At 69.6% G+C, this 22,681-nt stretch carries 16 protein-coding genes; 6 read left to right on the forward strand and 10 right to left on the reverse strand.

The features are described 5' to 3' along the window. Window positions 1–232: 232 nt before the first annotated feature. A complete protein-coding gene (gene flhA, locus MKL09_RS21640; protein WP_244023570.1) occupies window positions 233–2,392 on the reverse strand; it encodes a flagellar biosynthesis protein FlhA in 2,160 nt (719 codons plus the stop codon). Between the two features lie 167 nt (window positions 2,393–2,559). Here flhA and MKL09_RS21645 point away from each other — a divergent pair, with 167 nt between their 5' ends. Next, the gene (locus tag MKL09_RS21645) at window positions 2,560–3,138 is read left to right on the forward strand and encodes a hypothetical protein (RefSeq protein WP_244023572.1); all 579 of its coding nucleotides are present in this window, start codon (window positions 2,560–2,562) and stop codon (window positions 3,136–3,138) included. Window positions 3,139–3,143: 5 nt separating this feature from the next. Here MKL09_RS21645 and MKL09_RS21650 read toward each other — a convergent pair whose 3' ends face one another. Both MKL09_RS21650 and MKL09_RS21655 read right to left on the reverse strand, forming a co-directional pair. Further along, window positions 3,144–4,385: a capsule biosynthesis protein gene (locus tag MKL09_RS21650; protein WP_244023574.1), complete on the reverse strand. Its 1,242-nt coding sequence runs from the start codon at window positions 4,383–4,385 to the stop codon at window positions 3,144–3,146. Between the two features lie 130 nt (window positions 4,386–4,515). Then, on the reverse strand, window positions 4,516–5,169 hold the full coding sequence (locus tag MKL09_RS21655) for an ABC transporter ATP-binding protein (protein WP_243972939.1): 654 nt from the start codon (window positions 5,167–5,169) through the stop codon (window positions 4,516–4,518). 547 nt (window positions 5,170–5,716) lie between these two features. On the opposite strand from MKL09_RS21655, the gene MKL09_RS21660 reads away from it, so the two are divergent. The 3 genes from MKL09_RS21660 (at window position 5,717) to MKL09_RS21670 (ending at window position 8,716) form a co-directional block, all read left to right on the forward strand. Further along, on the forward strand, window positions 5,717–6,160 hold the full coding sequence (locus MKL09_RS21660) for a PAS domain-containing protein (protein WP_244023576.1): 444 nt from the start codon (window positions 5,717–5,719) through the stop codon (window positions 6,158–6,160). A gap of 53 nt (window positions 6,161–6,213) precedes the next feature. Beyond that, window positions 6,214–7,464 (forward strand): formyl-CoA transferase, encoded by a 1,251-nt coding sequence (gene frc / locus MKL09_RS21665; protein ID WP_244023578.1) that lies wholly within the window; start codon window positions 6,214–6,216, stop codon window positions 7,462–7,464. 82 nt (window positions 7,465–7,546) lie between these two features. Further along, complete coding sequence (locus MKL09_RS21670; RefSeq protein ID WP_244023580.1) at window positions 7,547–8,716, forward strand: HPP family protein; 1,170 nt, start codon at window positions 7,547–7,549, stop codon at window positions 8,714–8,716. A gap of 9 nt (window positions 8,717–8,725) precedes the next feature. Here the strand turns inward: MKL09_RS21670 and MKL09_RS21675 are convergent, their stop codons facing one another. The 7 genes from MKL09_RS21675 to MKL09_RS21705 form a co-directional block, all read right to left on the reverse strand. Continuing rightward, window positions 8,726–10,297, reverse strand: a complete 1,572-nt coding sequence (locus MKL09_RS21675; protein WP_244023582.1) for an ABC transporter substrate-binding protein — start codon at window positions 10,295–10,297, stop codon at window positions 8,726–8,728. A 208-nt stretch (window positions 10,298–10,505) separates the two neighbouring features. Then, window positions 10,506–12,251 carry an oxalyl-CoA decarboxylase gene (oxc, locus tag MKL09_RS21680; RefSeq protein ID WP_244023584.1) on the reverse strand — a complete coding sequence of 582 codons (1,746 nt, stop codon included), beginning with the start codon at window positions 12,249–12,251 and terminating at the stop codon, window positions 10,506–10,508. 253 nt (window positions 12,252–12,504) lie between these two features. Further along, on the reverse strand, window positions 12,505–13,791 hold the full coding sequence (oxlT, locus tag MKL09_RS21685) for an oxalate/formate MFS antiporter (protein WP_244023586.1): 1,287 nt from the start codon (window positions 13,789–13,791) through the stop codon (window positions 12,505–12,507). Between the two features lie 150 nt (window positions 13,792–13,941). After that, on the reverse strand, window positions 13,942–15,738 hold the full coding sequence (locus tag MKL09_RS21690) for a zeta toxin family protein (protein ID WP_244023588.1): 1,797 nt from the start codon (window positions 15,736–15,738) through the stop codon (window positions 13,942–13,944). 99 nt (window positions 15,739–15,837) lie between these two features. Then, window positions 15,838–16,941 (reverse strand): branched-chain amino acid aminotransferase, encoded by a 1,104-nt coding sequence (locus MKL09_RS21695; protein WP_244023590.1) that lies wholly within the window; start codon window positions 16,939–16,941, stop codon window positions 15,838–15,840. Between the two features lie 191 nt (window positions 16,942–17,132). Then, complete coding sequence (locus MKL09_RS21700; RefSeq protein WP_244023592.1) at window positions 17,133–18,986, reverse strand: ABC transporter ATP-binding protein; 1,854 nt, start codon at window positions 18,984–18,986, stop codon at window positions 17,133–17,135. A 112-nt stretch (window positions 18,987–19,098) separates the two neighbouring features. Further along, complete coding sequence (locus MKL09_RS21705; RefSeq protein ID WP_244023594.1) at window positions 19,099–19,620, reverse strand: Spy/CpxP family protein refolding chaperone; 522 nt, start codon at window positions 19,618–19,620, stop codon at window positions 19,099–19,101. A gap of 146 nt (window positions 19,621–19,766) precedes the next feature. Between MKL09_RS21705 and MKL09_RS21710 the strand changes: the two genes are divergently transcribed. Both MKL09_RS21710 and MKL09_RS21715 read left to right on the forward strand, forming a co-directional pair. Then, window positions 19,767–20,705, forward strand: a complete 939-nt coding sequence (locus tag MKL09_RS21710; protein WP_244023596.1) for a metal ABC transporter substrate-binding protein — start codon at window positions 19,767–19,769, stop codon at window positions 20,703–20,705. A 231-nt stretch (window positions 20,706–20,936) separates the two neighbouring features. After that, the gene (locus tag MKL09_RS21715) at window positions 20,937–22,673 is read left to right on the forward strand and encodes a heparinase II/III family protein (RefSeq protein WP_244023598.1); all 1,737 of its coding nucleotides are present in this window, start codon (window positions 20,937–20,939) and stop codon (window positions 22,671–22,673) included. Window positions 22,674–22,681: the final 8 nt, after the last annotated feature.

Raw genomic sequence — 22,681 nt, forward strand, 5'->3', positions numbered from 1 at the left:
TACCGATCGTTGGATCGTCCACTGCGTCATTCCGGGGCGCCGGAGGCGAGCCCGGAATCCAGATACGCCGACAGTGCCAGATCTTGATCTGTCAGCGGCTATGGATCCCGGGTTCCGCTGCGCGGCCCCGGGATGACGAGGTGGGTGTTTCGCCGTCCGCCCAACTCACAAATCGTTGCGTGACGAGCTTTCCCCGTCGCGCTGCCGGGTAGACCCCAGCCCGCCGACCCGCTCAGATCGACCCCACGGTGCGAAGCCGCGCCCGCGGGTGGATCTCGGCCTGGCTCATCACCGGTGTCTCGCGGCGGAAGCGCTCGATGATCGAGCGCACGAACGGTCGCGACTGCGCCGAGGTGACCAGCACCGGCATCTCGCCCTGGCGGGCCGCGGTCTCGAAGCGGTCGCGGACCGCGGTGACGAACTCGCTGAGCTTCGAGGGCTGCATCGCCAGGTAGCGCTCCTCGCGCTCGCCGACGATCGATTCCATGAACGCCTGCTCCCAGGCGGGCGACAGGGTGATGATCGGCAGTGTGCCATTCTGGTCCTGGTACTGGGCGCAGATCTGCCGCCCGAGCCGGGCGCGGACATGCTCGACCACGTCGCGCGGGTTCTTCACCGCGCCGGCCACCTCCGCGATCCCCTCGACGATCGCCCCGAGGTCGCGGATCGAGACCCGCTCGGACAGCAGGAACTGCAGCACCCGCTGCACGCCGGTGGTCGAGATCTGCGACGGCATGATCTCCTTGAGTAGCTCAGCGTGCTCCTTGGGCAATTCGCGCAGGAGCTTCGAGACCTCGACATGGTTGAGCAGCTCGGAGACGTGGGCCTTGATCAGCTCGGTGAGGTGGGTCGAGACCACGGTGGCGGCATCCACCACGGTGTAGCCCTTGAGCTGCGCCTGGTCGCGCAGGGATGCGTCGATCCAGGTGGCGGGCAGCCCGAAGGTCGGCTCCAGCATGTGCTGGCCGGGCAGCTGCACCTGGCCGCCCATCGGATCCATGGCCATGAACTGGCCAGGAAAGATCCGGCCGGTGCCGGCCTCGATCTCCTTGACCCGCACCACGTAGGAATTGGCATCGAGCTGGACGTTGTCGAGGATGCGCACCGACGGCATCACGAAGCCGAGCTCCGCCGCGAGCTGGCGGCGCAGGGCCTTGATCTGGTCGGTGAGCCGGTCCTGGCCCTCGCCGTTGACCAGGGCGAGGAGCGCGTAGCCCATCTCGAGCTTCAGGTCGTCGAGCTTCAGGAGGTCGGTGACGGTCTCCTCCTTGGCCGTCGCGGCGGCCGCGACCGCCTTGGCGTCCATCGGGACGCCCTGCGCGTCCAGCGGCGGGGCCTCGTTGGCGGTCTTGTTGGTCCGCCACGCGGCGTAGCCCGCCCCGCCGCCGAGCAGCAGGAACGGCAGCATCGGCATGCCCGGCAGGAGCGCGATCAGGAACATCACGGCGGCCGACATGCCGAGCGCCTTGGGGTAATGCGCCAGCTGCTTGCCGAGCGCCTTGTCGGCCGATCCTTTCACGCCCGCCTTCGAGACCAGGATGCCGGCCGCGGTGGAGACGATCAGCGCCGGGACCTGGCTCGCCAGCCCGTCGCCGATGGTGAGCAGGGTGTAGCTCTTGGCGGCGTCGCCGAAGCTCAGGCCCTGCTGCGCCACGCCGATGACGATGCCCCCGACCACGTTGATGAACGTGATCAGTAGGGCCGCCACCGCGTCGCCGCGGACGAACTTCGACGCACCGTCCATGGCGCCGAAGAACGAGGATTCCTCCTCCAGGGCGGCCCGGCGGGCCTTGGCGACCTTCTCGTCGATCAGGCCGGCGGACAGGTCGGCGTCGATCGCCATCTGCTTGCCGGGCATCGCGTCGAGGGTGAAGCGGGCCGCGACCTCGGCGATGCGGCCCGAGCCCTTGGTGATGACCACGAAGTTCACGATGATCAGGATCGCGAACACGATGATCCCGATGACGAAGTTGCCGCCCATCACGAAGTTGCCGAAGGCCTCGATGACGTGGCCGGCGGCCGCCGTGCCCTCGTGGCCGTGGCCCAGGATCAGGCGGGTCGAGGCGAGGTTCAGCGCCAGCCGCAGCATCGTGGCGATGAGCAGCAGCGTCGGGAAGACGGTGAATTCCAGCGGGTTGTCGATCGACAGGCCGGTCATCATGATCAGCACCGAGGTGATGATCGAGACCGCGAGCAGCAGGTCGAGCAGCACCGCCGGCAGCGGGAAGATCAGGACCGCCAGGATGCCCATGACGCCGGTGGCGAACATGAGGTCCGAGCGCTTGGACAGCGCATGGAGGTCGCCGCGGGTGGGCAGCGCGAGCTGACCCAGGACCGAAGCGGCCCCGCTCATAGCCCTGCCGCTGGCCGGCGCGCTCGCCGTCTCCGCCATAGTTTCCGATCCATCGCCGTCCGCCTCGGAGGGATCCGAGGGGCGCACCCGGCAAGATCTGCCGAGTGGATGGTTAGCGTGCCGTTAAGAACCGGCCCGGCGCGGGTGGAACCCGCACGGTCTTGGTTACTTGACCGGGCGGCAGCCCACCGAACGAGAGACCCCGTATGGCCGCGCGCGTCCTGACCGCCCTGTTCGACGAGTACGACACCGCCACGGGGGTGGTCGACCAGCTCGAGGCTGTGGGGATTCCCCACGCTAACATCAGCATCCTGGCGAACCGGGCCGAACCGGCCGCGATCCAGGATCGGCCGTTCGGCGACCCCCATCCCGACGTCGTCGATCCGGTGGATGCCGCCGGAACCGGCGCGACCGTCGGCACGGTCCTGGGTGGGGGCGCCGGATTGCTCGCAGGGCTCGGGCTGCTGGCGATTCCCGGCCTCGGGCCGGTGGTCGCGGCGGGCTGGCTTGTGGCGGCCGCGACCGGCGCGGGGGTCGGCGCCGCGGCGGGCGGGCTGATCGGCGGATTAACAGGGGCCGGGCTCACCGAGGGCGAGGCCGAAACCTATGCCGAGGGCGTGCGCCGGGGCGGAACCCTCGTGACGGTCCGGGCCGAGGACCATCAGGCCGACCACGTGATGGCGATCGTCGATCGGGCCGGCTCGATCGATCTCGACGAGCGCGCCGAGGGCTGGCGCGCCGATGGCTGGACCGGCAATGCCGGCGGGTCAGCGGCGCGGCGCTGAGCGGCTCAGTTCATCATCTTCCGGGCGAACATCGAGGCGGCGAACAGCACGGCCGCACCCGCTGTGACCAGGCTGATCATCAGGACCCGCCGCGGCTCGACCGAAGATTCCGCCTTCACCGGCTCGACGATCGGGCTGAAGAACTCGATCTGCCGGGCCGCCACGATGCGCGCGCGCTCATGGGCTGTCAGCACCTGCTGGTAGTACTTCTCGGCGTTCTTGCGGTCGTTCTCCAGGGCCTCGAACCGGGTGAGCGCGTCCGAGAGCAGGCGCTTCTGCTCGGGATCCTGGCTGGCCGATTGCCGCTCGATCCGGGCGATGTTCTCGTCGAGATCCTTGATCTGCTGCTTGATGTCGATGATCCGGCGGGATTCCGGGCCGAGGTCGCGCTGGCCGATGGCGAGCTGCACCGCCAGGTTGATCCGGGCCGCCCGCAGCTCCGAGACGATCTTGAGATTGGCTTCGTTCGACTTCTGCGCGTCGAGCACGCCCTCGCGGTTGCGCAGGTCGCGCATCGCGAGGCGGATCTTGGTCATGCGCTCCTCGGCGAGCTTCAGCTCGCGGGTGCTCTCGGCGACCGCGTCCTCGCGCGCTTTCACGCTGAGGTCGTTCACCATCCGCTCGGCCTCCGTCATCACGGCTTTCGCGATGGCGAGGGATTCGTCGGGGTCGAAGGCCTCGACCGTGAGCGACATGATGCCGGAGCCGGATTCGATGTCGACGCCGACGCGCCGCTTCCAGTAGCGGAGGAATTTCTCGATCGGTTTTTCGGGATCGAACCGCGAGAAGTAGTCGATGCTGTCGCGGCTGAACCACTCGCGGATCGGGAGCTTCGCCTCCATTGTTTCCAGCATCGGCCGGCTGAGGATGTACTCGTTGGTGATCAGCGTGTCCTGCGCCACCATCTGGCTCGGGACGCCCGAAGAGGTGCCGACCGAGTCGGGCGCCGCCTTGTCGGCCGTGCCGAGTGCCGGGCGGATCGCGAATCGCGCCTCGCTGACGTAGCGGTCCGAGGCGATCAGGCCGAAATACAGCGCTCCGGCCAAGGTCGGCAGCACGAAGCAGATGACGAACAGGATCGGGATCCAGGGATCGTTCTTGACGTGGCTCTGGTAGGACCGGATGCCCTTCTTGCGGTCGACGAACCGCGACATGCGGGCGATCTGCCGCAACGACTCGGTGATCGCCTGCTGGCGATCCGCGGTCGTCAGCGGCTGCCCCTCGGCTTTCCGGATCTCCATATTCATGACCTGATCCCCGGCCTCCCCGGCCTCGACGGTCGGCCCGTCACCGGGCCCTCGACCGCGCCGAAACGCTCGCGTCGGATGCCTCTCGCACGGGGAGGCGGCAAAAGCATGTCTTCGCGGGTCCGATCGCTCAGGCGTTCAGGCGCCGATAGACCTCGATCGCGTCGTTGACGTCCTCGTAGACGATCGCGCGCCCGTTGAGCAGGACGAGGCCCTGCGTGCACCACTGGCGGATGGTCTCCATCGAGTGGGACACCATGATGATGTCGGCGTTCTTGCGCCGCTGGGAGAACACCTCGTCGCAGCGCTTGGAGAAGCGGGCGTCGCCCACCGAAGTGATCTCGTCGATCAGGTAGCAGTCGAACGGGATCGCCATGCTCATGCCGAAGGCGAGCCGGGCGCCCATGCCGGACGAGTACGTGTAGATCGGGACGTCGAGATAGCTGCCGAGTTCGGAGAAGTCCTCGACGAAGTCGAGCACCCGGCGGGGGTCCTCGCCGTAGATGCGGGCGACGAACATGACGTTGTCGCGGCCTGTCATCTTGGGATGGAAGCCGCCGGCAAAGCCCAGCGGCCACGAGATCCGCAAGCCGCGGTGGATCTTGCCCCGGGTCGGATCCTCGGTCCCGGCGATGAGCCGCATCGTGGTCGACTTGCCGGCGCCGTTGATGCCGAGAATGCCGTAGGAAACGCCGGGCTTCAGGGTGAACGACACCTGCTCCAGGATCGTCCGCTTGTGGCCGTCGGTGCGGTAGACCTTGCTGACTTTCTCGAAACGGATCACCGGGGTGGTCTCCAGGGCGGATTGCCGAAACGCCGGCCCGTGCTGTCTGGCTGTGCGGCTCCTGCCCTCGGAAAGCGGCGAATCTGAGAAGGCGGCCCGCTGAGCCGCGCCGCGCTGACCGTGCCGATAGGGTTGCTTGAGGGCCCGCAGCCTGACCGTCGTTGCGTGCGCCGCGAAGCAAGCCGGGGCAGCGCACGGTTTCAAACCGTGGTGGAACGCTGGGGCGCTTCGCTTCGCTCGCGATGACGATGCGGGCTGACCGGTCGACTGTTCGTCACAACGATCGTCCCTCAGACGCGCCGAGCGAACTGCAACAAAATGCCGTTTTCGCCTTCTCGGTTGACGTACTGAGGTATTTGGCATACCAAATACCAACACGCACAGCGAGATGCGGCGCCAAGCTCCGGGCCAAATGGAACTTTAGCGCCGTATCGTAGGAAGGCCGCGATGACGGACCCGAGCTTCGATCGCCTCGACAGACCCCGCATCACGGCTGCCGAATATCGACGGTGCGCGTGTCGGCCCGTCCATGTCGGCCACTGATGCCATGCTCGATCGCCCGCCTGCGGATGATCTGACGAACCTCGTCGAGGCCGTCGGCGACGCCGTAGTGGTTGCCGATCCTGAGGGCGCGATCACGGTCTGGAACCCGGCGGCCGAGCGGATCTTCGGCTTCACCGCCGCGGACGCTCTCGGGCAGACCCTCGACCTGATCACGCCGGAGCGGCACCGGCGCCGCCACTGGGACGGCTACGCCAAGACCATGCGGACCGGAATCACCCGCTACGGGGCGGAGACCCTGCGGGTGCCGGCGATCCACAAGGACGGCCGCCAGCTCTCCATCGCCTTCACGGTCGGGATGATCCGGGACGCGTCGGACCAGGTGACCGGGATCGTCGCGGTGATCCGCGACGAGACCGAGCGCTGGACCGAGGAGAAGCGCCTGCGCGAGCGCGTGGCCGAGCTCGAAGCCCTTCCGAACGGATCCTGACAAACGGGACCGTCCGAAGACCGCAAGCCTCACCGTGCAAGGGAGAACGCCAGATGAGCAAGCCGTTGGATGGGATCAAGATCATCGACTTTACCCACGTCCAGGCCGGTCCCGCCTGCACGCAGTTGCTCGCGTGGTTCGGCGCCGACGTGATCAAGGTCGAGCGGCCGGGCTCGGGCGACGTGACCCGCACGCAGTTGCGCCACGTCGAGGATGCGGACGCGCTCTACTTCACGATGCTCAATTCCAACAAGCGCTCGCTGACGCTGGACACCAAGACCCAGGCCGGCAAGGAGGTCCTGGAGAAGCTGATCCAGGATTCCGACGTGATGGTCGAGAATTTCGGCCCCGGGGCGCTCGACCGGATGGGCTTCTCCTGGGCACGGATCCAGGAACTCAACCCCGGGATGATCCTGGCCTCGGTGAAGGGCTTCTCCGACGGGCACCATTACGAGGATCTGAAGGTCTACGAGAACGTCGCCCAATGTGCCGGCGGCGCCGCTTCGACCACCGGCTTCTGGGACGGCCCGCCCACCGTCAGCGCCGCGGCCCTCGGTGATTCGAACACCGGCATGCACCTCGCCATCGGCATCCTCACGGCGCTCCACCAGAAGAACAAGACCGGCACCGGCCAGAAGGTCGCCGTCTCGATGCAGGATTCGGTGATCAACCTCTGCCGGGTGAAGCTGCGCGACCAGCAGCGCCTCGACGCCCTGGGCTATCTCGAGGAATATCCGCAATACCCGCACGGCGAGTTCTCGGACGTGGTGCCGCGCGGCGGCAATGCCGGCGGCGGCGGCCAGCCGGGCTGGGTGCTGAAGTGCAAGGGCTGGGAGACCGACCCGAACGCCTACATCTACTTCACGATCCAGGGCCATGCCTGGGCGCCGATCTGCAAGGTGCTCGGCCGGGAGGAGTGGATTTCCGACCCCGCCTACAACACACCCCGCGCCCGGCAGGACAAGATCTTCGACATCTTCAAGACCATCGAAGAGTGGCTCGCCGACAAGACCAAGTTCGAGGCGGTCGACATCCTGCGCACCTACGACATCCCCTGCGCGCCGGTGCTGTCGATGAAGGAGATCGCCGAGGACAAGTCGCTGCGCGCCAGCGGCACCGTGGTCGAGGTGCCGCATCCGAAGCTCGGCAGCTACCTGACCGTCGGCAGCCCGATCAAGTTCTCCGACATGACCGTCGAGGTGAAGGCCTCGCCATTGCTCGGCGAGCATACCGACGAGGTGCTGACCGGCCTCGGCTACAGCCCCGCGCAGATCCAGGCGATGCACGAGGCCCGTGCGGTCTGATAAGCGGCTCCCGACCTTTGCTAGTCTGAAGCGGGACGGCGCCCTCTGCGCCGTCCCGTCTCGTCTGCGGGATCCGGATCCGATGCGATCACTGCTCAGCCGCCTCCTTCCGGAGCTGACGCCGGTCAGCACGCGTGAGCGTCTGCGCTCGGCCGCCGGCGCCCTGCTGGGGATCCTGGCCACCGGCCTGGTCTGCCGCGCCGCGATCGGACCCGAGGCCGCCCCGGTCCTGATCGCCCCGATGGGCGCCTCGGCGGTGCTGCTCTTCGCGGTGCCGGCGAGTCCGCTGGCGCAGCCGTGGTCGATCCTCGGCGGCAACCTCGTCGCCGCCCTGGTCGGCGTTACGGCGGCGATCTGGGTGCCGGACCCCTTCGTGGCGGCTTCCGTGGCCATCGGCCTGGCGATCGCCCTGATGATGGCGCTGCGCTGCCTGCACCCGCCGAGCGGGGCGGTGGCGCTCACGGCGGTTCTGGGCGGCCCGGCGATCCGGGAACTCGGCTACGGCTTCGTGCTCTGGCCGGTGGCGGCCAATTCGCTGCTGCTGCTCGCCGCGGCGCTCCTGTTCAACAACCTCACCGGCCGCGCCTATCCGCACCTGCGCCCGGCCGGCAAGCGGACCGATGATCCGGCGCCGGCCTCCCGCCTGGGCTTCCTGGCCTCGGACCTCGACGCGGCGCTGGAGGATTTCGACCAGCTGCTCGATGTCGACCGCGGCGACCTGGAGCAGATCCTGCGGCGGGTGCAGATGCGCGTCTACGGGCGCCGCCCGGGCCAGACCACCTGCGCGACGATCATGTCCCGCGACGTGATCGGGGTCGCGCCGCACGAGTCCCTGGACGAGGCACTGCGGCTGCTGCGCCGCCACCGGATCAAGGCCCTGCCGGTCACCGACGAGCGCGCCCGGGTGCTCGGGATCGTCACTCAGACCGACCTCCTCGACAAGGCCGCCTGGGACAAGAGCGGCCCGCGCCTCGGCCTCGGCCGCCGTCTGCGGCTGACCGTGGAGCGCGGGCGGGCGCCCCATGGCTGCGCTGCCGACATCATGAGCGCGGTCGAGCCCGTCACGCCGGACACGCCCCTGGCCGAACTGGTGCTCAAGATGGCGGAGGCGGCCCTCCACCACCTGCCGGTGGTCGACCCGGACGGCCGCCTGATCGGGATCGTCTCGCAGACCGACCTGATCCCGGCGCTGATCGCCGATGCCGGCAACACCGCGCGGGCCGGCGCGCCTCCGGACGCCGTACCCGCCTGACGCGCCGGATCAGCCCTTCTTGACGTTCCAGAACACCGGCACGCCGTCGAGCACCCCGGTCACCGAGGGCTTGTACGAGGTCTGGTTGAAATACTGTCCGAGCGGCAGATAGGGCACGTCCGCAAAAGCCTGCTTCTGCAGGGCGTCCGCCAGCGTCTTGCGCGCGGCGGTATCGGGGGCGTCGAGCCATTCCTGGCGGAGCGTCTCGAGCATCTCGCTGGTCGGCCAGCCGACCGGGGCGCTCGCGCCGGTCCCGCGCAGGAACGCGCTGACCGCCGGGTTGGCTTGGTCGAGCCCGGCCCAGAAGGTGCAGAAGATGCTCCAGCCGCCCTGGGCGATCGGGTCGCGCTTGGCCCGCCGCTGGACCACCGAGCCCCAATCCATGACCTGATAATCGACGTTGAACCCGGCGCGAGTCAGCATGTCGGCCGCCACGTCGGCCAGTGCCTTCAGGCTCGGGTAGTCGGAGGCGCCCATCAGCACCACCTTCTCGCCCTTGTAGCCGGCGGCGGCCAACGCCGTCTTGGCGGCGTCGAAGTCGCGCTTGCCGGTCAGTACGTCGAGGCCGGCCTCGCTCGCCATCGGCAAGCCGGGACAGAAGAAGCCGGTCGGCACGTGCCTCAGCTTCGGGTCGTCGCCGGTCACCGCCTGCATGAAGTCGGTCTGGTCGACCACCCTCAGCAGCACCTGCCGGATCGCCGGATTGTCGAAGGGCGGCAGCAGCTGGTTCATGCGCAGGCAGCCGATCAGCCCGGTCGGGTCCTTGATCGAGGTCTTCAGGCTGCCCAGCGTCGGCACGAGGTCGGCGGGCGGCTGCTCCCACCAATCCATCTCGCCGGTCTGCATCGCCGAGGCGGCGGTGGCCTGATCGGGGATGACGTGCCACTCGACCCGGTCGAGGAAGGCGCGCTTCGGGCCCGAGGTCCATTGCGGCTCGCCGCCCTCGCGCGGGACGTACTTGTCGAAGCGCTCGTAGACGACCCGGGCGCCGACCATCCGCTCGTCCGCCTTGAACCGGAACGGACCGCTGCCGACCATCTCGGTCACTTGCGTGAACGCATCGGTCTTGGCCAGCCGCTCCGGCATGATCGCGCAGATCGGCGAGCCGACCTTGCCCAGGGCATCCGGCAGGAGCGGGAAGGGCTTTTTCAGCCGGAATTGGATGGTCCGGTCGTCGGGAGCCGAGAGCTCATCGGTGTAGGCCATGAGGGTCTGGCCCATCGGATCGCGCTTGGCCCAGCGATTGATGCTGGCGACACAGTCGCGGGCGAGCACCGGCGTGCCGTCGTGGAAGGTCAGCCCGGGCCGCAGCGTCATGCGCCACAGCTTGCCGTCATCCTCGACGACGTGGCCGGCGACCATCTGCGGCTGCGCGGCGTAGGTCGCATCGGTCCCGTACAGGGTGTCGAACACCGCGAGCCCGTGGTTGCGGGTGACGTAGGCGGTCGTCCAGATCGGATCGAGCACCGTCAGGTCGGCCTGCGGGATGAACTTGAGCACCCGCGAGGACGCGCCCTGTGCGAGCGCCGGGGCGGCGAGCGCCGCGCCCGACAGGGCCACGAAGGATCGTCTGGTCAGCATGTCGGGCGGCCCCTGCGGTGCGTGTCGCCGAAGCTTAGCACGAGGCGGGCCACGGGGAGGGGCGGGGGGGCGTTTCTCATGTGCAGGCTACAGGCATCACTTTGCCGACAGATGAGCGCTATGGCCCGGCCCGCGCGCCTCTCCCTCCCCCGCAGAGGGGGGAGGGAGCGCGCGTGTCCTTGAGAAGGGTATTGTCGTCCCGCTTGCTTCACGTCTTCTTCTTGATCCCACTCTGCGGATTGAGGCTGCCGATATTGCCGCTCTCGCTGCCGGCGGCCGGGTCGATCACGGCGTTGACCAGCGACGGCCGGCCGGAATCCATCGCGGCGTTGACCGCCCGGGTCAGCTCGTCCGGCGAGGTGACGTGGTAGCCGTCGCCGCCGAAGGCCTCGATCATCTTGTCGTAGCGGGAATCCTTGACGAACACCGTGGTGGCCGGGTCGCGCCCGGTCGGGTCGGCATCGGTGCCGCGGTAGATGCCGTTGTTGTTGAACACGACGATGCAGACCGGCAGCCCGTACCGGCAGATCGTCTCGACCTCCATGCCGGAGAAGCCGAAGGCGCTGTCGCCTTCCACGCACAGGACCGGCTTGCCGGTCTCGATCGCGGCGGCGACGGCGAAGCCCATGCCGATGCCCATGATGCCCCAGGTGCCGACATCCAGGCGCTTGCGCGGCTGGTACATGTCGATGATGCCCCGGGCGAGGTCGAGGGTGTTGGCGCCCTCGTTGACCAGGATCGCGTCGGGCCGTTCCTTCACGATGGTCCGCAGGGCGCCGAGCGCCGCGTGGAAGGTCATGGGCGAGGCGTTGCTCATGAGCTTGGGCGCCATCTTGGCGATGTTCGCCTCGCGCTTGGTCTTGAGCGTGTCGATCCAGTCGGCCGGGGGCTGCTGCCAGCCCTGGCCCATGCCGTCGAGGAGCGCCTGAACGCAGGAGGCGATGTCGCCGACCACCGGGGCGACGATCTCGACGTTCGAATCCATCTCGCGGGGCTCGATGTCGATCTGGATGAACTTGGTCGAGCCCGGCTCGCCCCAGCTCTTGCCCTTGCCGTGCGACAGCAGCCAGTTGAGCCGGGCGCCGATCAGCAGCACCACGTCCGAATCCTTCAGGGCGGTCGAGCGCGCGGCGCCGGCCGAGAGCGGGTGCGTATCGGGCAGCAGGCCCTTGGCCATGCTCATCGGCACGTACGGGATGCCGCTGGTCTCGACGAGGGCGCGGATCGCGTCGTCGGCCTGCGCGTAGGCCGCGCCCTTGCCGAGCACGATCAGCGGCCGGCGGGCGGATTTCAGCACGTCCAGCGCCCGCGCGATCGCCTCGGGGGCGGGGCGCTGGGCCGGGGCCGGATCGATCACCTTCACGAGCGACGTCCGGCCGGCCTCGGCCTCCATCACCTGGGAGAACAGCTTGGCCGGCAGGTCGAGATAGACGCCGCCGGGCCTTCCGGAGCAGGCCGCGCGGATCGCCCGGGCGATTCCGATGCCGATATCGGCCGCGTGCAGCACCCGGAAGGCCGCCTTGCACAGGGGCTTGGCGATGGCGAGCTGGTCCATCTCCTCGTAATCGCCCTGCTGGAGATCGACGATCTCGCGCTCGGACGAGCCCGAGATCAGGATCATCGGGAAGCAGTTGGTGGTGGCGTTGGCGAGCGCCGTGAGGCCGTTGAGGAAGCCCGGCGCCGAGACCGTGAGGCAGATGCCCGGCTTCTGGGTGAGGAAGCCCGCGATCGCGGCGGCGTTGCCGGCATGCTGTTCGTGCCGGAACGATACCACCCGCATGCCCGCCGCCTGCGCCATGCGGCCGAGATCGGTGATCGGGATGCCGGGAACGCCGTAGATCGTCTCGATGCCGTTGAGCTTGAGCGCGTCGATGACGAGGTGGAAGCCGTCGGTGAGATCCGGCTCGGCCTCGATCTCGGGGGCGGTGTGGACGATCTTTGCCAGAGCGGTCATCGCTGTTTCTCCCGGAAATTCAGTGTCGGTACGGGCGGCCCTCAGGGGCTGTGTTTGTGCGATCTCCGACCCGCTTCCCTCCTCCTGCGGTGCCCGCGCCGGCGGGCCTCGAAGGAGCCCTTCAGAAGTCTCTGCGATCCCTGGAGCCCTCCTTCGAGGCCTCCGCTTCGCTTCGTCACCTCAGGATGAGGAGGAGGATAGGAGATCCGTGGATTCAAGCGGCGTTCGATGCAGGTCGTGACATCGGGAGCATTCAGGCCACCCGGATCGGCTGGGCGGCGAGCGCCGCGGGATGTTCGCCCTCGGCGAGGTAGCGGGCCCGCAGCGGCCGCAGCACGAAGATCGCGAGCGCGGCGGCGGCGACGTTCAGCCCGATGATCAGCGCGAACACCGCCGACCAGCCATAGGCCGCCGAGAGCAGGCTCGCGAACGGCACCAGGAACGCGGCGGTACCCTTGGCGGTGTAGAGCAGGCCGGCATTGCTGGCGGCGTATTTCGACCCGAACGTATCCCCGCAGGTCGCCGGGAACAGCGAGTAGATCTCGCCGAACACCCCGAAATACACCGCGGTGGCGAACACGAACACCATCGGGTGGTGGCCGTAGGTGAGCAGCACGATCACCGCGAGCGCCGCCGTCGAGAAGGCGATGAACATCGTGTTCTCCCGGCCGATATGGTCGGAGACGTAGCCGAAGAACGGCCGCCCGAACCCGTCGAAGATCCGGTCGAGGGAGATCGCCAGGGTCAGCGCCGCCATCTGGAGACCGAACAGGCTGACCGGCACGCCGGCCACGTGGAAATCGTGGGCGATCGGGGCGATCTGCGCCGCCGCCATCAGGCCGCCCGAGGCGACCATGACGAACATCGCGTACATCACCCAGAAGACCAGCGTGCGAACCGCCTCGCGGGGGCTGCGGTCGACCTTGGTCTGGGGCAGGCGCAGGCTCGTGCGCTGCATCGGCGCAGCGCTCACGGGCTTGCGCAGCAGGAAGGCGAGGGCGAGGACGACCGCGCCCTGGCCGATGCCGAAATACAGGAAGGCGTCCTGGTAGCCGCTGGTGGCGATCATCCGGGCGATCGGCACCACCGTGATGGCCGCGCCCGCGCCGAATCCGGCGGCGGTGGCGCCGGCGGCGAGCCCACGGCGATGCGGAAACCACTTCAGGGCGTTGCCGACGCAGGTGCCGTAGACCGAGCCGGCGCCGATGCCGCCGACCACGGCGCCGAGATAGAGCAGGGCGAGGCTGTCCGCGTAGGCGTCGATGGTCCAGGCCAGGGCGATCATCACGCCGCCGAAGGCGACCACCAGGCTCGGGCCGTAGCGATCGACGAACCAGGCCTCCACGGGCACCAGCCAGGTCTCGGTGGCGACGAACAACGTGAAAGCGAGCTGGATCGCCGCCCGCCCCCAGTGGTAGCGCTGGTCGATGGGATCGACGAACAGCGTCCAGCCGTATTGCAGGTTGGCGATCATGGCCATGCAGATCACCCCGAAGGCGAGCTGCCACCATTTCGCCGACGGCGAATCCTGGCGTTCCATCCCTGAGCCTCTCTGGTGGGCGGCGCGTCCTTGCGATGGCGCGTCTGGCGTGCAGGCTCAATCATGCATATCCGGCTCAGGCATGCAATATACCAGAGCGACAGAGCGGCGGCCCGTTGTCATTTCAGGTACTATTGTTCCACTTTCCGATCAGGCCCAGCGAGAACCCCAAGCGCCGAGGGTCGGCTCCCCCGCTTGGATAAGCGTCTCATCGAGGTTCGGTATCCCTGCGTCGTCGGAGGGGATGCCGATCACCGCCCCGGCCGCCTCCCAATCTGCGTCCCCGTCGGCTTCCGCCAGGATCTGTCGGTCGAGGCCGGTGACCCGGCCGCGGTCGAGGCGCAAGAACACGCGGCCGGTCTCGGCCCTTGCGAACCGGACCGTGTCCATCCTGCGCAGGCAGTCGCGCAGGAAGGTCGTGTTGGCTGAGGCCGAAAGATCGACGCCGCGAAACACCTCCTCCGGCGTCCGGGCGAAGATGTCGACCTTGCGGAACCGGTCGATGTCGATCAGCCCCTTCACGTCGAGGATGTTCAGGACGCCGCCGGCCCCGAACGCGATGGTGCGCGGGCGCTCGCCCTGCGGGACGCTGTTGTCCAGAAACTCGCAGACGACCTGCTTGTCCCGGGCGAGCGCCCAGTTGAAGAACAGGCGCGGCATGCCGGTATAGGCCTCGACATTGTGGGCCAGCAGGTCTTCCACGGCCTTGAACCGGCCGAACTGCTCACCGCGCTTATAGGCGCGCTCCACCGTGTCGGCCGGAGGCGTGACCATGAACTGCATGTAGACCCGCTCGCCGAACCGGGTGAGCAGCTGGCCGCCGCCATCCGAGCCGGCCTCGGCCTGGAAGCTGTCGAACCGGAACCGGTCTATGAGCAGGTTCGAGATCCGCCGTTCCGCCGCCTTGCGGGTGACGTAGCGGTCGAGCTTCATGTCGATCATCTCGACCTCGTAGCCGGTGAGCGTGCCGGCATACCGGGTGGCCGGGCCGAGGCTGTCGTAGTCGAGCAAGAACTTGCGCCAGACATCCGGGGTGATGACGGCGAAGTCGGACCACGCCATCCCGAGGCGCCGGGCCAGCCCGAGCTGGTAGGGGCGGATCGTGCTCTTGCCGGAGGCCGAGGCGCCCTTGACGTTCATCACCACCGGATGGGCCTGCGGGGCGAGGCGCCGGTAGCCGCTTGCCTCGACCACGGCGGCGATCCAGGGCTCGATCAACTCGCCGATGCGGCGGCTGCCGTAGCCGTTCGAGACCAGGGTCCCGGCGATGCCGCGCAGCAGGGCGGGGTCGCGGATCAACGTGTTCTGCCGGGCGAGGATGCCGGAGACGACGCTGCGCAGGGCCTCGCAGGCGGCGATCTCCAGCCCGTCCCCGGCCTGCAGCGCTCGGCTTTGCCAGGCGTCGAGATGGCCGAGCGCCCGGGTCGCGGGATCCTGGCGGGGCGGTGGGCTGCGCGATGGCGGCCGGCGACCGAGCAGCCGGTCGAGCCAGCCGCGCTCCCGTGGCGGCGGGGCGGGCGGGTCGTCGAGGATCGCGGCGATCTCACGCTGGAGCACTGCATCGGCCTCGGCCCGAAGCGCGGCCAGGGCGGCCTCGACTTCACCGAGTCGGGGCTCGATGCCCTCGCGCAGGATGGCCGAGACGATCGACCGGAAATTGACGCCCAGATCGGCGTAGACCGCGCCCACCGGCACCGACAGGTCGGACATGACCCGGATCAGCACCTCGTGGACGACGAGGCGCCCCGGCCGGATCCGGGTGAGCTGACGGGCCGGCAGCCCGCACAGGTCGCTCATCTCGAGCGCGTCGCGCAGGGACGTCTCGACGTGCTCGGGCCGGTAGACGGTGATCAGCGGCGTGAAGGCGGCCGGCAGGTCGGACTGGACGCCGGGATTCCACGGCCCGGCGGTCGTTTCCGGGATGCTGCTGGCTGCCGCTTCCGTCATCCGCGCATCTCCCTCCCCCGCAAAGGGGGGAGGGAGATGCGTGGCAGATCCGGAGCGCGAACCGGGCAAAACGACCCCACTCCCGCGGCGAAAAAAACCCTAAAAAACCTTCTGGAACCAGCCGCGCGATTCCTGGGTCGTGCCGCGCTGGATGTCCACCAGCAGGCTGCGCAGGCGGCGGGCCACCGGGCCGGCCACCGCGTCGCCGATGGTGAAATTGTCCTCGCGGCCCTTCACGGTGCCGATCGGGGTGATCACCGCGGCGGTGCCGCAGGCGAAGGCCTCGGTCAGCCGGCCGGCGCGGACGTCGGCCCGCCAGGCGTCGATCGTGTAGGGCTCTTCCTTGACGGTGAGCCCGGCTTCGCGCGCCAGGGTGATCACCGAATCGCGGGTGATGCCGGGCAGGATGCTGTCCGAGAGCGGCGGGGTCAGCAGCGAGCCGTCCGCGAACACGAAGAACACGTTCATGCCGCCGAGTTCCTCGATGTAGCGGCGCTCGGCCGCGTCGAGGAACACCACCTGCTCGCAGCCCTGGCGCGTGGCCTCGGCCTGCGCGGCGAGACTCGCCGCGTAGTTGCCGCCGCACTTGGCCGCGCCGGTGCCGCCCGGCGCCGCGCGGGTGAAGTGCTCGGAGAGCCAGACCGTGACCGTGCCGTTCGGATCCTTGAAGTAGGACCCCACCGCCGAGGCGATGGTGATGAACAGGTATTCCGAGGCCGGCTTGACCCCAAGAAACGCCTCGTTGGCGATCATGAACGGGCGCAGGTACAGGCTGCCGTCGGGGGTGTCGGGGATCCAGTCGCGGTCGATCTGCACCAGCTTGTGCATGGCCTCGACGAAGGCATCCTCGGGGAACGGCGCCATGGCCATGCGCTCGGCCGACAGCCGGAAGCGGCGGGCATTGGCATCGGGGCGGAACAGGGCGGCGCCGCCATCGGTGGTGCGGTAGGCCTTGAGCCCCTCGAAGATCTCCTGCGCGTAGTGCAGCACCGCGGCGGCGGGATCGAGCGGGATCGCCTCGCGCGCCTGGATCCGCGCGTCGTGCCAGCCGCGGCCGACCACGTACCGGGCCACCACCATGTGGTCGGTGAACACCTTGCCGAAGCCCGGATTCTCCATCAGGGCGGCCCGCTCGGCACTGGTCCGGCGGGCGGGATGGGCGTGGGTCTCGAACGTCAGGTCGCTCACGGGTGGGATCCTCATAGACTCAAGCCCTTATGCCGCGCTCCGGCGGACGAATCTACGGAGCACGCGCATGCCTATGGTGTCGCTGATGCCTTGTCGGCAGCTTGTGCCGCCGGTGCCTCACGCTGCCGGCTACGAGGTTTGCGAGTCGATCTGTGATGTCCGCGACGCGCTCCCTCTCCCGAGCGGGAGAGGGTTGGGGTGAGGGGTCAGGTCTCTCCGGAAAGGTCGCACCCCTCACCCTGTCCCTCTCCCGCACGGGAGAGGGGACCCGAGCCTCGTCCAGCACTGAATGAGTCCGGTCGCGCGGGAGGCGCCGGCTCCGACAGCTGCATCCGGTGCAGGCGGGCATAGGCGCCGCCGGCCGCGATCAGGTCGTCGTGCCGGCCGGTCTCGATGACGCGGCCGGCCTCCATCACGGCGATCCGGTCGGCCTCGCGCACCGTCGAGAGGCGGTGGGCGATCACCAGGGTGGTGCGGCCGCGCATCAGCCGGGTCAGCGCTTCCTGGACGAGGCGCTCGGATTCGGAGTCGAGGGCCGAAGTCGCCTCGTCGAGGAGCAGGATCGGCGCGTCCTTGAGGAAGGCGCGGGCCAGCGCGACCCGCTGGCGCTCGCCGCCGGAGAGGCGGTTGCCGGCCGGGCCGACCCGGAACGCGTAGCCCTCCGGCAGGGCGGTGACGAAGTCGTGAGCGGCCGCGGCGCGGGCGGCCGACTCGATCTCGGCCGGGCTCGCCCCGGGGCGGCCGAAGCCGATGTTGGCCGCGACCGTGTCGTCGAACAGCACCACCTCCTGCGAGACCACCGCGACGGCGGCGCGAAGCGAGGCGAGCGTCACGGCGCGCACGTCCTGCCCGTCGATGGTGACCCGCCCGGCGGTGACGTCGTAGAGCCGCGGCACGAGGTTGAGCAGCGAGGATTTCCCCGATCCCGAGCGCCCGACGAGGGCGGTGGCCGCGCCCGCGGGAACGGTGAGGTCGATCCCTTCCAGGGCCGGCGCGTCCGGGCGGTATCGGAACTGCACGCCCTCGAACCGGATCTCCCCGGCGGTGACGGCGAGCGGCGCCGCGCCGGGTGCCTCGCGGATCTGGGGCGCCTCGTCCATCACGTCGAAGTAGCGCCGCAAAGCCGCCGCCGCCTCCTGCAGGATGGCGTTGAGGTTGCCCAAAGCCCGGGCCGGCTGGGCGGCGAGCAGCAGGGCAGCCACGTAGCCGGTGAAGTCGCCCACCGTCCGCTCACCGGCCAGCACCCGCTGCCCGACCAGGACCAGCACGCCCGCCACCGCGATGCCGCCGCCCACCTCCAGCAGCGGGTCGAGGCGCCCGCGCGCGTTGGCGGCCTTCATCTTGAGGCGGCGCACCTCGTCGAGCGCCTCGGCCGCCCGACCCTTGAGGTAGCCCTCCATCGCGTAGGTCTTGGCGACCCGGGCGCCCTGGAGGCTCTCGGAGATCAGGCTTGCGGTGGCGCCCATCTGCTCCTGGGTCGTGGTCGAGACCCGCCGGAGCTTCTTGCCGATCCGCCCGATCGGCCCGGCCACGAACGGCACCGTCAGGCCGGCGACCAGGGTCAGGACCGGGTCCATCCAGATCAGCGCCGCGACCAGACCGATCAGCATGGCGATGTCGCGCAGCAGCACCGTGGAGATGCGGGTCAGCGCCTCCTTGATGAAGGCGAAATCGGTGGTGAAGCGCTGGGTAAGCGCCGCCGGGCTCTCGCGGCCGAGCTGCGCCAGGTCGGATTCGATCAGGTGGCCGTAGAGCGCCGCCTGCATGTCGGCCTCCACCCGGGTGACGACCCGGTTGGTCAGCACCGTCTGGCCGAACAGCGAGAAGCCGCGCAAGGCCGTGACCACGATCACCACCAGCGGCCCGTAGGCGATCGCCGCCGCGTCCTTGCGGTCGAAGGCGTCGAAGGCGGCCTTGATCAGCGCCGGGTACAGCCCGGTCGAGCCGCCCACCAGCGCGATCAGCACCAGCACCACGGCGAGCGTCGCACGATGGGGATAGAGCCAGGTGCGCCACAGGCGGACGAGGAGGGGGAAGGTGTCGCCGGGGAGGCGCGCCATGGAGCTTACCGGTTGGGTCCTGTCACCGGGCTCCCTGGGGCAGAATGCGCGGCGGCAGCGGTTTGCAGCCGCCGTCGCCACGGATCAAGGTCTTTGCTCTCAAGCCCCGCGCTCAGCGGTCGTTGCCGCCCGGGCCGTGCTCGTCGTCGCGGTGGTGATGCCAGCCGCCATGGCGATGGCCGCCCATCGGGCGGGCCAGGATCATCGCGCGCCGCTTCTGGCCCTCGTCCAGGCTGGCGTAGAGCGGCTGCGAGGCGTCGGCGAGCTTGCGCAGGGCTTCGCCCCGGGCGGTCGTCGCATCCGCCATGGCCCGAAGGGCCGCCGGCGCGTCGTCGGACATCTTCGGGCGATCGCGCATCGCCTCGCGGCGCTGCTGGCGCAGCTTGACCATGTCGCGCAGTGCGGTCTCGACCGGCGGCCACAGCTTCTCCTGGTCGGCATTGAGTTTCAGGCCGGCATGCAGGCCGGCGATGCGGGCATCCGCGAAGGCGGCCCGATCCTCGGGGCTGAGGGCACTCCAATGCCCGTGCCCGCGAAAACCCTCGGGACCGCGGTCGCGCGCGGCGGCCGCGCCGACGAGGCCCAGGCCGAGGGCGCCGGTGACGAGAATGGCGGCTCTCAAACGTCGGGACATGACATTCTCCATCTCACGCTCGGCCGCCGCGGCGATGAACTCGACGGCCCACGATCCGCATCAGGCGCCGGCCGTGTATCCCGCTTGTGTATGTAACACTGTTACATTACCGGTACCGCGACCCCGGTGGATTGGGAGGACAACACGTGCGCGGGACGGTTCGGTTGGCATGGCTCGCGGGCCTCGCCCTGTGGCTCAGCGTGTCGCTCCCGGCCTGGGCGGTCCCGGACGGCGAAAAAGTCCGTGCGGTGGCGAGCTTCTCGATCCTGGGCGATCTCGTGCGCGCCGTCGGCGGCCCACACGTGGCGGTGACGAATCTGGTCGGCCCCGATTCCGACGCGCACGGCTTCAGCCCGTCCCCGGCCGACGCCAAGACGCTGGCGACGGCCGACATCGTGTTCGTCAACGGCCTCGTGCTCGAAGGCTGGCTCGACCGGCTGATCCGGGCGTCCGGCACCCGCGCGCCGATCGTCGTCGCCTCCGCGGGGGTGAAGACGATCGCCGCCCTGCACGATCACGCCCACGCCGACGGCGGCCACGACCACGACGACCATGCGGTCGACCCGCATGCCTGGCAGAGCGTCGCCAACGTGCGGATCTACGTCGCCAACATCCGCGACGGCCTGGCGAAGGTGGACCCGGCCCACGCGGATTCCTACCGGACGGCGGCCGAGGCCTACACGGCGCAGCTCAACGCCCTCGACCAGGCCGTGCGCCAGGCGGTGGAACGAATCCCGCCGGAGAACCGGCGGATCATCACCACCCACGACGCCTTCGGGTACTTCGCCGCCGCCTACGGCCTGCGCTTCATCGCACCCCAGGGCGTGTCCACCGACAGCGAGGCCAGCCCGCGCGATGTCGCGGCGATCATCCGGCAGATCCGCCGGGACAAGGTGCCGGCGGTGTTCCTGGAGAATATCAGCGACCCGCGGCAGATGGCGCTGATCGCCCGCGAGGGCGGCGCCCGGATCGGCGGCAAGGTCTATTCCGACGCCCTGTCGGGACCGGACGGTCCGGCCGCGACCTATCTCGACATGATGCGCGCGAACCTGCGGGCGTTCGACGCGGCGCTCGCCCCGGGCTGAGGCTCCGCATCCCCGGCTTTCCCGAACCGATCCCCCGGGGGGGCTCAACCGGAGCGTGCATAAAACCGCATTCTTTCCCGCCGCGGGAATGACATAGCGTAAACCGCCGGTTAAGAGGCCGCCTCTACCCTGATACGAAACGGGTGCCAGCCGATCCTCGTACCCGAGGGCTCGGGTCCTTGGGGCCTGGCGGGAGCGCGTGGCTCGGAGATCGCGTGGCTGGGAGTTCGCGTGGCTTGGGGGCCTGACCGCTGGCGCTTCTACCGGCTCGTGGCGCGCGAGACCGCGCGGACCCTGCGAGCGGTCGGCGCCAGCCTCACCGCTTCGCCCGACATCCTGGCACGGATGCGGGTCACCGCGCTGGTGATCGCGCCGCATGACCTGCGCACCTCCGACGCGACGTTTGCGGACGACATCTATGCCGGCCTGTTCGTGTTCGCCGGGCGGTCGCTCGCGGCGAGCGGCGGCTCGCCGTTCGACTACGCCCCGCCCTCGCCGGAATGGGCCGACGAGCTCTACGGCTTCGGCTGGCTGCGCCACCTGCGGGCGGCCGACACGGCTTTGGCCCGGGCCAACGCCCGCGCCTTCGTGGCCGATTTCATCGTCGGCCGGGGCGATCCGGCTTTGGCCCGCCACACCCCGGTGGCGGCCCGGCGGCTGATCTCGTTCCTGTGCCAGTCGCCCCTCGTGCTCGAGGGGGCCGACCACACCTTCTACCAGAACTTCCTGAAGGCCATCGCCCGCAACGCCCAGCAGCTGGAGCGCGACCTGCGGCGGGGCGTGCCGCCGCAATGGCGCCTGAACGCCGCCGTGGCGCTCTGCTACGCCGGCCTGTGCTGCGACGGCATCCAGCCGATCCTGCGCCGAGCGACCCGGATCCTGTCGCGGGAGCTCGACCGCCAGATCCTCACCGACGGCGGCCACCGCTCCCGCGACGCGCGCTTCGCCATGGAGCTGCTGCTCGATCTCCTGCCCCTGCGCCAGAGCTATCTCAGCCGCAGCGTCGAGCCCCCCGCCGCGCTGCTGCGGGCGGTGGACCGGATGCTGCCGCTGCTGCGGCTGCTCCGCCATCCGGACGCCTCGCTGAGCCATTTCAACGGCATGGGCGCCACCGACGCCGACCATCTCGCGACGCTGCTGGTCTATGACGGCGCGCTCGCCCGGCCGATGATGCACGCGCCGAATTCCGGCTACGAGCGCCTGGAGGGCGGCCGGGTCGTGGTGGTCGCCGATGTCGGCAAGAGCCCGCCGCTGCCCTACGCGATCAATGCCGGGGCGGGCTGCCTCGCCTTCGAGATGTCGAGCGGGCCGCAGCGGATCGTGGTCAATTGCGGCCTGCCGGCCAGCGGGCCGGACCTGCGGCTGCTGGCCCGGTCCACCCCGGCCCATTCCACGGCGAGCGTCGCCCACGCCTCCTCCTGCCGCTTCCTCACCGTCACCGGCTGGTGGGGCGAGCGCATCGTGGCCGCGTGGCTGATCCGCCGCCGCGGCGCCGTGATCCTGCGCGGCCCGGCCGCGGTGGCGGCCGAACGTGTGGAGGAGGACGACAGCGTCGTGCTCGCCGCCCGGCATGACGGCTACGCACAGGATTTCGGCATCGTGCACGAGCGGCGCTGGCAGCTGTTTCCCGCCGATGCGCGGTTGGAGGGCCGCGACGCCTTCCTGCGCCAGGGCAAGGGCCGGGTGCGCGGCCACGATGTGGCGATCCGCTTCCATCTGCATCCCGGCATCGCCGTGCGCGGCGTGCCCGAGGGGCTCGAACTCGCGTCCGCGCTCGGCGAGGTCTGGGTGTTCCGGGCGTCCGGGGCCGAGATCGCGCTGGAGGAGAGCGTCTACTTTTCCGGTCTCACCGGGCCGCGCCGCACCGACCAGATCGTGCTGCATCTGCGCGTCTCCGAGGATGTCGAGGTGCGCTGGAGCTTCGCGCGCCTGGCCTCGGCGCCGATGCGGGGGGCGACGGCTCCCTGATCCCGGCT

It is taken from the genome of Methylobacterium sp. J-048 (genome assembly GCF_022829515.1).
Taxonomy (GTDB): Bacteria; Pseudomonadota; Alphaproteobacteria; order Rhizobiales; family Beijerinckiaceae; genus Methylobacterium.